A 15,172-nucleotide genomic window follows, 5' to 3' on the forward strand; every position below is an offset into this window, starting at 1 on the left:
GCCGATCGAATCCCGGTCACTGCATAGGGAGGGTTCGAAAACGACCGTTTGTCATCACAAAACGGATGTCGAGGCACGAGTGTGGGTCGAGACCGGTGGATTGCCGACCGTCTCGTCGTGTCGCTCGGAACTTTTAATACGCTTCCCCGGGAGGATCCGCCCGTCCGATATGAGTACTGAAAGACATTACACTCGGGAGTTCGTGCGAACGTTCTTCACGTCGCCGACGGCCGTCGAGGGTGAAGACGACTCAGCGAAGATGCTTCGGAGCGCGGCCGGGTTGCGCGGGATGCAGGCCCCGGACGTCTGGGTCCCGGACAACGAGGACGCCACCGCCCCGTCGATGCGGGAGGAAGGAATCGATAACATCATCGAGGTCGTCGCCGAGCACGGCGCGGACTTCCCGGGAGAGATTCATCCGCGGGTCGTCTGGCACCGCGAGGATCCCGCAAAGCGGTACGCGGGGTTCCAGCAGATGCTGCGGATCGCCCGCTCCGACACCGGAGCTATCGAACATATCGACGGCTTCGTGATCCCGGAGGTTGGCGATATCGACGACTGGAAGAAGGCCGACGAGTTCTTCACGATCATCGAGACCGAGTGCGGCCTCGAACCGGGGTCGCTCTCGATGTCGGTCATCGTCGAGTCCGGCGAGGCCGAACTCGCCCTCGGCGACCTCCGCACGGAGATGGGCAAGCCGGCGAACAACCTCGAACGCCTCTTCCTCCTCGTCGACGGTGAGGTCGACTACACCAAGGATATGCGGGCGATGACGCGGACCGGCGAACTCCCGCCGTGGCCCGAACTGCGTCACAACACCTCCCGGGGCGCCAGCGCCGCCGGGCTCGTGGCCGTCGACGGCCCCTACGACGACATCCGTGACATCGAGGGCTACGAGGAGCGGATGGCCGACAATCGCGCGAAGGGAATGACTGGCATCTGGTCGTTGACGCCCGGACAGGTCGTCACGGCCAACAAAGCCCCGCTGCCGCCGAAGACCGGGTCCTGGCTCCTCGACGTGGGCGACCGCGAAGTCGAACTCAGCGCGGAAGACGGACAGCAGGTGTACGACGGCTCCGAGGTGGGACTGGAAGTCACGGGCGACCGGGAGTACACACTCCGCGTCGGCGACGACGAACGCGTGCTCGACGAGGACGAACTCCGTGAGGAACTGCTGGATATGACCGCCTACGTCCCCAGTATGACCGACATCGTCGATTCGATGGAAGAGTTCGAGGCGGCCAAGGAGGCCGGGAAGGGTGCGATCGCGATGACGCAGTCGACAACTGTGGTCATCGACGGTGTGAGCGTCGAGATCAGCAAAGACCGGATGTGGGACGAGGCGACGTACCAGGCGGCGGGGACGCCGATCGCGCTGTTCCAGGACGTCTACGAACACCGGCCGGATCAACACGAGGAACTCGAAGAGATGTACGGCGAGGAGATCGTCGAGCGGGCGACTGCGGTCGGGAACTGATCGGGCGGCCTTTCGGCTCGGGAACTGCCCGGGATGCCGACGCTCACTTCTCGGGATCTACCCGGAAGCGTCGTCCGAATTTCCCGGGAGCTACCCGGAAGCGCCGTCCGATTCATAATGATTACTCTCACTTTTTCCCGCCGAGCGCCACCCCCGCTGGCGGCGTTCGGCGGTAAGAGACGAGAGTAATCATTATCAGTCGGCGCGTGTTTCCGCGGGCTCGACCACCGTGTTCCGGAGCGTCCCGACGCCCTCGTAGGTGATCTCGATCTCGTCGCCCGGTCCGACAGTTCCCGGGTTGGCTGGACTTCCGAATGCGATGACGTCGCCGGGGCGAAGCGTGAACCGTCGGGAGAGGAAGGCGACGATCTTCTCGGGGCCGAACAGCATCAACTCCGTGTTCGAGTCCTGCCGCTTTTCGCCGTTGATTATCGTCTCCATCTCGATGCCCTCGGGATCCAGGCCCGTCTCGATCCACGGACCCAGCGGGCCGGAGCCGTCGAACGCTTTTCGGGCGGTCCGGCCGCCCTGATCGAGCGCGTCGACGTCGTTCATAATCGTGAAGCCGCGGACAACCTCGGAGACGTCCGCTGCCGCGACGTCGCGGCAGCGGCTGTCGATGACGGCGGCGAGTTCACCGGCGTAGGTCAGTTCCTCGGTCCACTGCGGGTACCGGATCGGATCGTCGGGGCCGGCGAGCGCAGCGGGCGGCTTGATGAAGAAGTCCGGTTCCGACGGTCGCTCGTAGTCCATCTGATCGAGGGTTTCCGCGTAGTTGCGGCCGACGCAGTACATCGCCGACGGCGAGCAAGGGGCCGTGAGCGTGCCGTCGCGCCCGACGACGTACTCGCCGTCCGGTGCGTGGATCACCCCGTCTCTGTACTGGCCTTCGACGATCCCCTCGGGCGTTTGTAATCGTGCGAGTCGCATACGCTGGGAACGACGAGCCGAAATATATGACTGTTGAAACTGGGTGTTCGACTGGGTTTGTCCACGCGGCGCTCTCGGAGACGGCGCCGCGCATATCTCGTCCCGATTTCGGGGTGACCCGACTCCTGTATTTCGAACATAAGATAGTCAATAAATGAGTAGAATACCCGTTCTCGTGATTTACTTCTCTGTGAGGCGGATACCGTATCTGGTCTGTGTAGGAGTTGAGATGGAAGTTTTCGACGGCTGATGAAGAGAACGTAACCTCGAAAACAGTAGTTTCAATCTGAAACATACATCAGTTCGAATATAGATAGTGTCTCTCCTGGCGGAGTTTCAGTTCCAGTTCGTTGGCCGCGCCCAGAATCTGATCGGCGATACCGTCTTCCAGTTGCTGGTCGGTCAGTCGGTTCGCCGGCCCGACGCCGAAGGGGTGCGAGTCGCCGAGTAGCACCCGAGTGTCACAGGGGTTGTGTTCGAACCGCCGAGAGATGACAGGCGTAACTCGATCACTTTCTAAATGTGAAAACGAAATACGCAAGATACGCTAGTAGCTTTGCAATCCACCGGTCGAAACAGAAGTACATCTGTTATCATCAGACCGGACCTGGCAGCCGAAACCGGCCGTTCTTCACCGCCCCTGCCGTGACTTTCCAACGAAGCAGTAGAATCACAACAGATTCTTTGCTTTTGAATCTTCATCCGGAAATATCTCCCTACTTTTTTCGTCTGGCTTGTTTTCTTCGAATAATTCACCTTGGATCTTCGGCGGTCGATCGTTTTGAAATACAGAATACCTCAGAGACGGTGTCATCTCCCACCACTGGAAACGCGATTCCGCAGGCTTTGCGACCAGAGGGGCGCTTCCCGTCTATCGCGTCGTGCAGGTGTCTCAGCGCATCTGGGTGAGCAAGTGGTGACATCCTCCTCGACACCGATCTGCTCGGTCAGGACCGATTACTCCCGGATGGGGTATCCATCAACAAGTATAAGCGGCAGCCAGCGAGTCTTCGCTGGTAGATGCTCACCCCGTCTTCCCATCTGAAAATTCTCATACTGATTACTCTCACTTTTTACCGCCGAGCGCCGCCAACGGGGACGGCGCTCGGCGGTAAGAGACGAGAGTAATCAGTATCAGGGGGACCGACTGCCGCGAACCGCTTTAACCTGCGAATGATGTCACTTCTCGAATTGGATTCGAGCACTCGGCTGTCGACGCTCTCTATAGCAGTCGCTCTGCTTGTCGCCCTCGCCGTTCGATTCGGTGCACCCGTCGATCCGGCCGGGGAGACGATGCTCGCGATCACCGTCTTCTGTGTCATCCTCTGGATCGGGAACGTCTTCGATCCCGCCTACACGGGTGTGATCGGAATCGGGCTCATCGGCGTTGCCTTCCCGGTCGATCTCGCATTTTCGGGGTTTGCTTCGCCCGCGACGTGGCTGATCGCGTTCGGCTTGGTGATGGGCGAAACGACCCGGCGGAACGGCCTCGCCGGGTGGGTCGGTGGGTCGTCGATCGACTCACGCCGATGCATCCCTCGTCCGCGGCGGTTCGGACCTACCGGCGGTTGCTGTTCGGGTTGTCGGCAGCCGGACTGCTCTTGGTTTTTCTCATTCCCGTCGGGATCGTCCGTGTGCTGGTCCTCGCGCCGATCGTCCTCGAAGTCGGCGACCGGTTCGATTCACGGGAGGCGACACTCGGACTGTTCTTCGGGCCGATTTTGGTCACGTATCTGGGCACCACGTCGGTGCTTAGCGGCGGCTCGCCGAACATCGTCGTGCTCGGCATCTTCGAGTCTGTCACCGGGGCCTCGATCGCGTGGACCGACTGGTTCGTTCGCCTGTTTCCCGTGATGGGGATCGGGCGGTTGTTCGTCATCGTTGGGGTCGGCTACGCGCTGTACCGACCGAGTCCGGGCTGGGAGATCCGAACGTCTACCGAGGCTCGCCGGCCGATGTCGAGTTCGGAACGCCGGATGCTCGCCTTCCTTCTGGCCGGCGTCGCGCTGTGGGTGACAGACGTCGTTCACGGGCCGCATCCGGTGTACGGCGCGTTGCTCGTCACCGTCCTTGCCCTCCTGCCCGGGATCGGGATCGCCGACTTCGAGGAGACCGTCGGCGACGTCGACTTCTCGATCCTGTTTTTCGTGGCCGCCGTGCTGACGATCGGCACGGGGCTGACGCGGACGAACGTGGCAACGGCGCTCGCCGAACGGTTGCTGCTTTACGTGCCGACCGACGCGTCGCTCGTTGTGATCCTGGCGGTCGTCTTCCTGTTCACCGTGGCCCTGCTTTTCGTCGTCAGCGGGCTGGCTGCCGCAAGCGTCGTGACGCCCGTGCTGCTCACGTTCGCCGTCGATGCCGGCTTACCGCTCCTCCCGGTCGCGCTGACCGAGGCCGTTGCGCTCTCGATGCCGTTTTTCCCCTATCAATCGGCCGTGCTCGTCGTCATTCTGGCGTACGATATCGTCGACGTTCGGGAACTGATCCGGGTCGTCTCGGCGGCCACGCTCGCGACGATGCTGCTTTTGGTCCCGATCCAACTCGTCGTGCTCGCCGTGCTGGCTGGGTGACCCGATCGGCGGTCGCGGGCGATCGGCGACGGGTTTTAGTGCTGGCTTGCGTATCTTCGGACGATGCTCCACGCCAACGGCTCGCTGCTGACAATCGACGTCGGCGACAGGACGACGACAACGGAAAACATCGACGAGGAACTCGCGGAGTTCATCGGCGGGCGCGGCGTCGCGACGAAACTGGCACACGATCGGATCCCCTTCGACGCGGACCCGCTCGGTCCGGAGAACCGCGCATATCTGGCTTCCGGCCCCCTCCAGCAGTCGGATATGAGTTTCACCGGCCGGATGAATATGACCGGGCTCTCGCCGCTGACCGAGGGACTGCTCTCCTCGAACGCGGGCGGGTATCTCTCCCGAAACTTCGTCGGCACCGGCCACTCGGTCGTCGAAGTAACGGGCGAGAGCGACGAACTGCTGGCCGTCCACGTCACCGACGACGGCGTCGAGTTCGAGGCCGTCCCCGACCTCGAAGGCGCGACAGTCCCCGAAGTCACGGAAGCGATGAACGAACGCCACGGACTGGAGAGCGAGAACCTCGTCTCGATCGGCCCTGCGGGGGAAAACGAGGTTCGGTTCGCCTCGGCGATGACCTACGACGCCCGCGCGTTCGGCCGCGGCGGCCTGGGCGCCATCCTCGGCTCGAAGAACGTCAAGTGCCTCAGCTTCGAGGGCGACTCGGCGCCCGAGATCGAGATGCCGAACGAGGACGTCCAGATGGACGTCCACCGGCAGGCGGCGACAAGCGACGACATCTTCCGCCGGCAGGGCACGACCCATCTGGTGCAGATTCTCAACGACAACTTCTCGCTGCCGACGCGATACTTCTCCGAGCAGTCCTTCGAGGGCGCCGAAGGAATCAACGGCGACCGCGTCGAGGAGAAGAAGTACAAGAAGGCGGCGTGTTCGGTGTGTGCGTTCGCCTGCAAACTCCCGACCCGCGACGAGGCGAGCGGACTGGAGACGGAGGGGCCCGAGTACGAGACGATCTTCGCGTTCGGCAGCAACTCCGGCGTCGACGACATCGTCGACATTATGAAGTCCAACGACCTGTGTGACAAGGTCGGCGTGGACACCATCTCCTGTGGGAACACCATCGCCGCGTATCTGGCGAGCGAAGACGAGTTCGGCAACGAGGAGTTGATCCACGACCTCATCGAGAAGATCGCCCACCGCGAGGGCGTCGGCGACACACTCGCGGAGGGGATCGACCGCATCCACGAGGATCTGGGCGTCGACAACTGGACTGTCAAGGGGATGGACTTCGCCGCCCACGATGGCCGTGTCGTCCACGGACAGGGGCTCTCCTACGCGGTCGCGGGCCGCGGCGCCGACCATATGTACTCGACGACGATGATCGCAGAGTACAACGACGACATCCCTGCGAAGGGAACCGCCGGGAAGGCCGAGTTCGTGATCGACAACGAGAACCGCAACGCGATCCGCGACTGCGCGGTGCTGTGTCAGTTCGGCCTCGGGCGCGTCATCGAGGAGGACATCTTCGAGGCGCTGTTGGCCGAGGATTACGAGGACCTCCTTGCGGTCGGCGACCGGATCGTGAACCTCGAGCGCCACTTCAGCAACCAGCGCGGCCTCGATGCGGAGGACGACCGGCTCCCGTACGACCTGCCGGATCTCGACTCCTCGATTCAGGAGTACTACGAGCACCGTGGCTGGACCGAGGACGGTATCGTCCCCAGCGACCGCGTCGCCGACTTCGCGCAGGCCGCCGACGACTGAGACTGAGTACTCTCGTCTCTTCCCACCGAGCGCCATCCCCGTTGGCGGCGCTCGGCGGTAAACAGTGAGAGTAATCAGTATGAGACGGACTGCTGTAACCGTTTCGTTCATCGATAATCTTCGCCCGGGTCGTCGCGTTCGGTTCCGAACCGTTAGCTCAGCGAGAGTCGAAAAAATCCGCACCGATCCGCGGGCCGTCGCTCAGTCGTCGGCTTCGGCTTCGGCCTCGTCGGGATCCTGTGACTTATAGCGATCCCGCAGGTGGTGTGCGCCCTCGTCCGACCAGTCGGTCTCGTCGGTCGGGATGTAGTCGTACTGCCGGCGGGCGTGCTGGCCGGCTTTGCCGCCCCACCAGACGAAGCCATCGGAACCGTCCTCGGGGGTCCAGGTGACCGTCTCCCACTCGGGATCGAAGATCAGGTAGCCGCCCGCGAAGATCTCCACCTTGTTCCCGGAGGGTTCGAGGTAGTAGTTGAAGTGTGCCTGACTGATGCCGTGGCGCGCGGGGCCGCCGACGAACTCGATTCCGCGCTCCCGCAGCAGATCCGCGGCGCGTTCGAGTTCCCCGCGGTAGCCGCCGTCCATGTAGTAGGCGACGTGATCCATCTTGTCGACGACGTTGGCGTCCGGCGGGGGCGCGACGAACGCGATCTCGTGAACTAACGGAGAGACGCTGAGCCACGCACCGGCCTGGTTGCCCTCGGGATCTAACCCCTCCTCGCGGAGGTTGAAGCCGAGGACGTCCTGGAACCACTCCGAGCACTCCCTGACGTTGCTCACGTTGAAGTTGACGTGGTCGATACGGCGGAAGCCAGCGCCGCGTTCGGGTTTGCGCGCGGGCTGATTTTTGAGTCGGGGTTTGTGCTCCTCGTCGACGGTATCGAACGCGCGGTCGACGTCGTAGACGAGTTCCCAGTACTCGGGGGTCGCGCCGGGGTAATCGAACTTCAGCGCGCGGCCCTGGCCGGGTTCGGCGCCTTCCTCGACCCACTCAGTGTCGTATCCGGACTCCTCGATGCGTTCTTTGAGCACCTCGAAGTCGTCTTCGTCTTCGAGCATCCAGGCGACGTGTTTACAGCCCCATTCGTCGCCTTCCCGGAGGATGAGCGTGTAGTCCTGCCAGTCGCCGAACGCAGCCAGGTAGTAGGCGTCTTCTTCCTCGTGGCGGACGTACATTCCCATCGTATCCCGGAAGTGCTCCAGCGACGCTTCGAGATCGGGACAGTATAGCTCTGCGTGTGCAAGTGTTGCAATTCCCATACGATTCGATGGCCGGTCCATTGTTAATAATAATTGTATTCGAGTACAGGGAACTGAGAACCACCTCAGACTTTTTATTGTGACAAAACAAACATTAAAAGTTGAATCGCTTAGAAAAACGTATATGTGTAAACAGCGAAGAAACTTCGTATGGCAGAACTTGCCAAACTCGGTCACATAGCCTTCGAGACGCCCGATCTCGAGGAATCGCTCTGGTTCTTCCGCGACCTGATGGGGATGAAGGTCGTCGAACGCGACGAGGACACGGCGTACCTCTGTGCGCTTCGAGATTACGAGCACCACACGATGAGCCTCACAGAAGGCGAGGCGGGAGCGGTCGATCACATCGCCTTCCGGGCGAAGAACCCCGAGTCCGTCGCGGAGTACGCCGACCGCTTCGCGGAACTGGGGCGCGACGTCTGGTGGACAGCGGACGACCACGAAGCAGGCATCGGCGACTCGATCATGTTCGAGTCCGAGGCGGGCCACCGCTTCGAGATCTACTACGAGATGGAGAAGCCGGATATCGACGGCAAACAGCGCTCGAATATCCCGATGCGCCGCTATAGCCCCGAGTACGCCAACCGGGTGTATCCCCAGCGGATCGATCACACGCACGTCCAAGATGGGACCCCGGAGGCGACCTCGCGGCTCTTCGAGGAGGAGTTCGGGATGGGGCTCAACGAGGTCTTCAAATCGTCGGACGGCACGACGTGGGGCTGGTGGCACGCGACGACGCCGCTGCCGCACGACATCGCCGTCCACCGACTGGAAGAAGAGGCCACCGAGTTCCACCACATCGCCTACCACCTGGATCACCTCCAGGATCTGTGGGACGCCGCAGACATCCTCTCGGAGAACAACGTCGAGATCGACGGCGGCCCGGGCAAACACGCCATCACCAACGCCAACTACCTCTACGTGAAGGATCCGGCGAGCGACATCCGGCTGGAACTGTTCGCCGGCCCGGGCTACCTCAACTTCGAACCCGACTGGGAGACAGTCGTCTGGCAGGAAGATATCGGCACCGAGTCGGATCACCAGTGGTTCGGCACGCAGTACAGCCTCGGCGGCATCCCGTACACCGAGTAGCGCCGTCCCGCTTCTGGAGGTTCGTCGGGCCTTTCCTTCCGAAGAGCCGTCGACCGGCACTCGCGACCCGAGCTGCGACCTCCTATTCGTCGGCCAGCCGTGCGTTGACGGTACCGATGGAGGTGAACTCCACGGCGATCACGTCGCCCGGCGCGAGGTCGACCGCGGGGGTCAAAGAGCCACTCAAGACGAGATGGCCCGCTTCGAGCTTTTCGTCGAGATCCGCGAGCGTGTTCGCGAGCCAGGCCACCGAGCGGGCGGGATGATCGAGGACGGCCGCGCCGACGCCGGAGGATTCCAGTGTCCCGTTCTTGTAGAGTTTCACGCCTTCCAGCGAGAGATCCGAATCGGCGGGTGTCGTCCGCTCGCCCGCGACGTACAGCGCCGAGGACGCGTTGTCGGCGATCGTATCCTGGATGCGGATGTCCCAGTCGGCGACGCGGCTGTCGATCACCTCGACGACCGGCAGCACCGAGCCGGTGGCGTCGAGGACGTCCAGATACGTGACCGGCGGCTCGAGCGGCTCGTCGAGCAGGAATCCGATTTCGGGTTCGACCCGCGGTTCGATCAGATCGTCGCCGGGAATCTCCCGTCCCTCGACGAACATCGTATCGAGCAGCCGGCCGAAGTCCGGCTCGTCGACGCCGAGTTGCTCCTGGATGCCGTCGCTCGTCAGCCCGATCTTGTGCCCGACGATCTCCGCGCCGTCGTCGAGACGACGCTCGATCAGCCGGGTCTGGACGTCGTAGGCGTCCGCCATCGTCAGGTCGTGGTCGGCGGTGAGCCGGTCGATCGGCGACTGGGTGCGGAGCGCCGTATAGAGGTTCTCTGCTAACTCTTCGCGGGTGTCCGGTGAAACTCCCATACCCAGCATAGCTCGCGGCGTCATCAAATAGGTTGGTGATCGATCCGTCGGTCTCCGGTACGGATCCACGTCATTTATGATAGATCCCGCCCCGTTGTGGGGTATGGACGTCATCCACAGCGCGATCTGGGTATCGGACGTCGAGGCGACCCTGGAGTTCTACACCGAGGTGCTCGACTTAGAGAAGACAAACGACTTCGTCGGCGGCGACGACGCACGAAACGTCTACGTCGGCGGCGAGAGCGACACGGAGATCCAGTTCAAACACAAGCCCGAGCACGACCTCGGCGAGCCGTCGACACGGCGGTTCGACCACCTCGCTCTCGAAGTCGACGACACCGACGCCTTAGTCGAGCGGCTGACCGAGGAAACCGACAGCGAACTCCTCCGCGGGCCGCTGGATTCGACGGGCGTGAGCGCGCGGATCGCGTTCGTCACGGATCCTGACGGCCACGTGCTCGAACTGATCGAGCCGCGCGACGACCTCTGATACTGATTACTCTCACTTTTTACCGCCGAGCGCCGCCAACGGGGACGGCGCTCGGCGGTAAGAGACGAGAGTAATCAGTATGAAGGCGCGATCCGGGAAAAACGAAAACGGCCTGTCTCAGTCGTCGGACGCGGCGTCGGCGGCCGTGCCCGCGTCACGCTCTTCGGCGAGTCGCGCGGCGACGTCGGTGATGAGGTCCTCCTGGCCGCCGACGACCTCCATCTCGCCGAGTTCGACGAGGACCTCGCGGGGGTCGATGTCGTACTTCTCGCCCACGCGCCGGGTGTGCCGCAGGAACGACGAGTACACGCCCGCGTAGCCGAGCATCAGCGAGTCGTTGTCGAGTTCCGGCATCTCGTCGTCGTCGATCATCGGCACGAGGACGTCCTCGGCGGCGTCCATCACGCCGAAGAAGTCCGGGTTGACGTCGTAGCCGGCCTTCTGCAGGACGCCGACGAGCACTTCGATCTGCGCGTTGCCCGACCCGGCGCCGAGGCCGCGGAGACAGCCGTCAGTCGTGACTGCGCCCTCCTCGATGGCCGCGAGCGTGTTGCCGATCCCGAGGCCGAGGTTGTTGTGGGCGTGGAAGCCGACGTCGATCGAGAGTTCGTCGACGAGGGGGCTGATGCGGTCGCGGACGTCGTTCGGCAGCAGCGCGCCCGCCGAGTCCATCAGGTAGACGGCGTCGGCGCCGTACTCCTCCATCAGTTTCGCCTCGTTGAGGATCCGCTCCGGTTCGGCCATGTGCGAGAGCATCAGGAGGCCGTTGGCCTCCATCCCACGGTCTTTCACTTTGTCGAAGTGGTCCTCGGAGATGTCCGCCTCGGTGACGTGCGTCGCGATCCGGCAGATGTCCGCGCCGCGGTCGATGGCCATATCGAGCTCCTCGACCGTCCCGATGCCGGGCAACAGGAGCACCGAAAGCTCCGTGTCCGTGAGTTCGGGAACGACCGCGTCGAGGTACTCCTCGGTGTCGGCCGCGGCGAACCCGTAGTTGATCGAGGAGCCGCCCATCCCATCGCCGTGTGAGACTTCGACGACGTCCATCTCGGCGGCGTCGAGCGCGGCCGCGACCTCGGCCATCTCCTCGGGCGTGAACTGGTGGTCGACGGCGTGCATCCCGTCCCGGAGCGTCATATCGACCAGCCGCACGTCCGCGTCAGTCATCGCCCCCACCTCCGACGACGCCCGCATCGACTGGCTGCTGTGCGACCCGTTCGGCTGCGCCGAGTGCTGCGCTCGTCATAATATCGAGATTGCCCGCGTAGGGGGGCAGGTGCTGCCCCTCGCCTTCGACTTCCAGCATCGTCGTGAGGATGATCGAGCCGTCGAGATCGTAGGCGACCTCGTCCTGATCTTTGACCGTCGGTTCGAGCGTGACGTCGTAGCCCGGGACGTACTCCTGGACCTCGGACTCGATCCGCGAGACCGAATCGCGGACCTCGTCGACGTCGGTGTCCCCGTCGACCATCGTGTAGACGGTGTTTCGCATCATGATCGGCGGTTCCGCCGGGTTGAGGGTAATGATCGCCTTCCCCTCGTCGGCGCCGCCGACCGCTTCGAGGCCCGCGGCGGTGGTCTGCGTGAACTTGTCGATGTTCTGTCTCGTACCCGGGCCGGCGCTCTTGGAAGCGATATGCGAGAGCATCTCCGCGTACTCGACGTCGGCGACGCGGTCGACCGCGTGGACGAGCGGGATCGTCGCCTGGCCGCCGCAGGTGACCATATTGATGTTCTCGTGGCCCTCCGCGACGACGTCGTCGACGTTGACGACGGGCACCGTGTAGGGACCGATCGCCGCGGGGGTCAGGTCGACCGCGAACAGGCCGAGGTCCTCGTAGACGGGCGCGTGCTGCTCGTGGATGCCCGCGCTCGTCGCCTCGAAGACGAGGTCGAAGTCGTCGGCGTGTTCTTCGATGCTGTCGATGCCGTCCGTGCCGACGTCGACCCCCTCGTCGACGGCGGCCTGCAGGCCCTCCGAGTCCTCGACCGGGAGGATGCCGACCATCCGCTGGAGATCGATCTCCTCCCCCCGATCGAGTATCTTGTACATCAGGTCGGTTCCGATGTTACCCGGACCGACGATCGCCGCATCTAACGACATACGCCGAAATACGAATCTATCGTACAAATAACTTCCCTTGACCGGTCCCGAAACCGGCTGTCGGCGTGTCGGCTACGGGTTAGGAACCGACAGCCTCCACCGGTCGAGTGAGGGGATCTGCGACGGAGACAGCGGGGAACTGGCGGCCGGGACGACGGCGCGTTCAGAACAGGTAGTCCCGCGGCTCCCGCTGGACTGACGTCCACTTCGTCTCGGTGAACTCGTCGATGATCCACTTGCCGTTGTACCGGCCGAGCCCTGATTCCTTCACCCCGCCGAAGGGGACGTGCGGTTCGACGTTGACCGGCTGGTCGTTGATGTGAACCATCCCGACGTCGATCTCGTCGGCGACGTCACGGGCGTGCCCGCGGTCGGCCGAGTGAACGGAGCCGGCGAGCCCGTACTCGGTGTCGTTGGCGATCTCGATCGCCTCCTCGTCGTCGCTGAAGGGGATGATCGGCGCCACGGGCCCGAAGTGCTCGTTGCACGCGGCGGCCATCTCGTTCGTCACGTCGCGGATGACGGTCGGCTCCACGAACAGGCCGTCGGCCTCGCCGCCGGTGAGGAGCGTCCCGCCCGCCTCGACCGTGCGGTCGACGTAGTCCAGCATCTCGTCCCGCTGGGACTCGTTGATGATTGGCCCGATCACGACCTCGTCGTCGAGCGGATCACCGACCGTCAGTTCGCTGGCCCGCTCGGCGAGTCGTTCGGCGTACTCGTCGTAGAGCGACTCGTGGACGAGGTGTCGGTTGATCGAGATGCAGACCTGCCCCTGGTTCCAGAAGGAGCCGAAGGTACCGGCGTCGACGGCCTCGTCCAGGTCGGGGTCCTCGAGGACGACGTGGGGGTTGTTGCCGCCGAGTTCCAGCGCGGGGAACGCGAAGTGGTCGATGGCGTTGTGGCCGACGAGCCGGCCGGCACCGGTCGACCCGGTGAAGGCGATCACGTCGCCGTCCGGGTGCGAGGCCACCCGGTCGCCCGCCTCCGGCCCCGTGCCGGTGACGACGTTGAGGACGCCGTCGGGGAGGCCGGCCTGCTCGAACAGTTTGGCGAGGAGAAGCCCGCCGGAGATGGACGACTCCTCCGCCGGCTTGAGGACGACGCTGTTCCCGAGCGCGATCGCGGGCGCGACCGCGCGGATCGAGAGCTTCATCGGGACGTTCCACGGCGAGATCACGCCGACGACGCCGGCGGGTTCTCGCTGGATGATGTTCTCCTTCCCGGGGATCTTCGATTGGTTGTGGCCGCCGGAGGCGCGGAAGGCGAAGGAGGCGGCGTCGTGAACGAAGGTGACCGTCCCGCCGTGTTCGATGTCCTGTCGGGGCTTCGTGGCGCCGGTTTCGACCGCCAGCATCTCGCGGATCTCCGCCTCGTACTCGTCGATGAGGTTCGCTACCTCCCGGACGACCGCGGCGCGCTCGTCGGGCGTGGTGTCCGCCCACTCCTCTTGGACGCCCGTGGCTGCCGCGAACGCCCGGTCGACGTCCTCGCTGGACGCCGCCGGGACTTCCGCGATCGATTCGCGGGTCGTGGGGTTGCGGACGTCGATCGTGTCGCGGTCCTCCGGCGCTACCCACTCGCCGTCGATGTAGAGGCCGTTCCAGGCCGCGTCGATAGCGATCTGCTGGCCGATGTCGGGTTGACTCATACACTACGCATACCGTCCTGACGAGTAAAATGATGTCGACCACGCAAATCCAGCGATGTATATTCCGAACGTTTTCGAGTAATTGATATTAGTTACGTCCAGTACCGGATGCGCGGGTCGTCGACGTCTGCCGAAAGTATAATGAGCACACCAGCGAACGTAGGGGACGTATGCCACTCAGCGAAGACGAGATCGACCGCCTCGCGACGACACTTTTCGAGGCCTACGAGGAGAAGGAGCCCATCGAACCGCTGTCGGAGGAGACCGAATTCTCCACCGAGGACGCCTACCGGATCCAGTTCGAGGTGTTCGACCGGCTCAGCGCGGGCGGCCGCGAGGACATCGTCGGCCACAAACTCGGCCTCGTCAGCGAGGCCAAACAGGAACAACTCGGCATCCCGGAGCCGATCTTCGGCTACGTCGCCCACGAGACGGTACTGGAGAACGAACCGATCCCGACCGACGAGATGATCGCGCCGCGCATCGAGGCCGAGATCGGCTTCATCATCGACGAGGACCTCGAACCGCCGGTTTCGACGATGGACGTGCTCACCTCGACCCGCGCGGTCGTGCCCGTCGTCGAAATCCTCGAAAGCCGGTTTCAGGGCTGGTCGATCCCCTCGGCGCAGGACGTCATCGCCGATCTCACCTCCGCCGGGAAGGTCATCGTCGGCGAGCAGTACCGCGACGTGACCGACCTCGATCTGGCGATGGAGGGCGTCGCCGTCTCGGTCAACGGCGAGGTCGAAGCAACCGGTCTGGGAGCTGACATTATGGGCAACCCTGCCCGCCCGCTCGCGTGGCTCGCCGAACGACTGGAGGACGTCGATGACGGTCTCCGCGAGGGCGAACTCGTGATGAGCGGCGGGATCACGGCCGCAATCGACATCGAACCCGGCGACGTCTACGGGATCGACTTCGCAAATCTCGGATCGATCGACGTCCGCGCCGAGTGAGGTTCCCCCCGGATCGAGACTCAGGTCGTTCCCTGTC

General features: G+C 63.6%; 14 protein-coding genes. 7 read left to right on the forward strand and 7 right to left on the reverse strand.

Annotation, left to right across the window (positions count from 1 at the left end):
* Positions 1-169: 169 nt before the first annotated feature.
* A complete protein-coding gene (aceB, locus tag RJT48_RS12905; protein ID WP_311172725.1) occupies positions 170-1,477 on the forward strand; it encodes a malate synthase AceB in 1,308 nt (435 codons plus the stop codon).
* Between the two features lie 195 nt (positions 1,478-1,672).
* On the opposite strand, the gene RJT48_RS12910 is transcribed toward aceB, so the two are convergent.
* A complete protein-coding gene (locus tag RJT48_RS12910; RefSeq protein ID WP_311172726.1) occupies positions 1,673-2,407 on the reverse strand; it encodes a fumarylacetoacetate hydrolase family protein in 735 nt (244 codons plus the stop codon).
* Positions 2,408-2,723: 316 nt separating this feature from the next.
* On the opposite strand from RJT48_RS12910, the gene RJT48_RS12915 reads away from it, so the two are divergent.
* Positions 2,724-2,858, forward strand: a complete 135-nt coding sequence (locus RJT48_RS12915) for a hypothetical protein (protein ID WP_311172727.1) — start codon at positions 2,724-2,726, stop codon at positions 2,856-2,858.
* A gap of 901 nt (positions 2,859-3,759) precedes the next feature.
* Here RJT48_RS12915 and RJT48_RS12920 read toward each other — a convergent pair.
* Entirely contained in the window at positions 3,760-3,942 is a 183-nt protein-coding gene (locus RJT48_RS12920) for a hypothetical protein (protein WP_311172728.1), read from the reverse strand.
* On the opposite strand from RJT48_RS12920, the gene RJT48_RS12925 reads away from it, so the two are divergent.
* Together RJT48_RS12925 and RJT48_RS12930 are read left to right on the forward strand one after the other, a co-directional pair.
* The gene (locus RJT48_RS12925) at positions 3,937-4,980 is read left to right on the forward strand and encodes an SLC13 family permease (RefSeq protein WP_311172729.1); all 1,044 of its coding nucleotides are present in this window, start codon (positions 3,937-3,939) and stop codon (positions 4,978-4,980) included. The two genes, RJT48_RS12920 and RJT48_RS12925, sit on opposite strands and share 6 nt — an antisense overlap.
* A gap of 63 nt (positions 4,981-5,043) precedes the next feature.
* Entirely contained in the window at positions 5,044-6,720 is a 1,677-nt protein-coding gene (locus RJT48_RS12930) for an aldehyde ferredoxin oxidoreductase family protein (protein ID WP_311172730.1), read from the forward strand.
* Positions 6,721-6,921: 201 nt separating this feature from the next.
* On the opposite strand, the gene RJT48_RS12935 is transcribed toward RJT48_RS12930, so the two are convergent.
* Complete coding sequence (locus tag RJT48_RS12935; RefSeq protein ID WP_311172731.1) at positions 6,922-7,980, reverse strand: VOC family protein; 1,059 nt, start codon at positions 7,978-7,980, stop codon at positions 6,922-6,924.
* 150 nt (positions 7,981-8,130) lie between these two features.
* Here RJT48_RS12935 and RJT48_RS12940 point away from each other — a divergent pair, with 150 nt between their 5' ends.
* Positions 8,131-9,072, forward strand: a complete 942-nt coding sequence (locus tag RJT48_RS12940) for a VOC family protein (protein WP_311172732.1) — start codon at positions 8,131-8,133, stop codon at positions 9,070-9,072.
* 82 nt (positions 9,073-9,154) lie between these two features.
* Here RJT48_RS12940 and RJT48_RS12945 read toward each other — a convergent pair whose 3' ends face one another.
* Positions 9,155-9,937, reverse strand: a complete 783-nt coding sequence (locus tag RJT48_RS12945; protein WP_311172733.1) for a 2-keto-4-pentenoate hydratase — start codon at positions 9,935-9,937, stop codon at positions 9,155-9,157.
* A 103-nt stretch (positions 9,938-10,040) separates the two neighbouring features.
* On the opposite strand from RJT48_RS12945, the gene RJT48_RS12950 reads away from it, so the two are divergent.
* Positions 10,041-10,427: a VOC family protein gene (locus RJT48_RS12950; protein WP_311172734.1), complete on the forward strand. Its 387-nt coding sequence runs from the start codon at positions 10,041-10,043 to the stop codon at positions 10,425-10,427.
* A gap of 117 nt (positions 10,428-10,544) precedes the next feature.
* On the opposite strand, the gene dmpG is transcribed toward RJT48_RS12950, so the two are convergent.
* The 3 genes from dmpG to RJT48_RS12965 form a co-directional block, all read right to left on the reverse strand.
* Complete coding sequence (gene dmpG / locus RJT48_RS12955) at positions 10,545-11,594, reverse strand: 4-hydroxy-2-oxovalerate aldolase (protein WP_311172735.1); 1,050 nt, start codon at positions 11,592-11,594, stop codon at positions 10,545-10,547.
* Positions 11,587-12,531, reverse strand: a complete 945-nt coding sequence (locus tag RJT48_RS12960) for an acetaldehyde dehydrogenase (acetylating) (RefSeq protein WP_311172736.1) — start codon at positions 12,529-12,531, stop codon at positions 11,587-11,589. The genes dmpG and RJT48_RS12960 overlap by 8 nt, the downstream gene beginning before the upstream one ends.
* Before the next feature lie 163 nt (positions 12,532-12,694).
* The gene (locus tag RJT48_RS12965; protein ID WP_311172737.1) at positions 12,695-14,179 is read right to left on the reverse strand and encodes an aldehyde dehydrogenase family protein; all 1,485 of its coding nucleotides are present in this window, start codon (positions 14,177-14,179) and stop codon (positions 12,695-12,697) included.
* A 170-nt stretch (positions 14,180-14,349) separates the two neighbouring features.
* Here RJT48_RS12965 and RJT48_RS12970 point away from each other — a divergent pair, with 170 nt between their 5' ends.
* Positions 14,350-15,135 carry a 2-keto-4-pentenoate hydratase gene (locus tag RJT48_RS12970; RefSeq protein ID WP_311172738.1) on the forward strand — a complete coding sequence of 262 codons (786 nt, stop codon included), beginning with the start codon at positions 14,350-14,352 and terminating at the stop codon, positions 15,133-15,135.
* Positions 15,136-15,172 lie beyond the last annotated feature (37 nt).

This window comes from Halobellus ordinarius (assembly GCF_031823395.1).
GTDB lineage: Archaea > Halobacteriota > Halobacteria > Halobacteriales > Haloferacaceae > Haloquadratum > Haloquadratum ordinarius.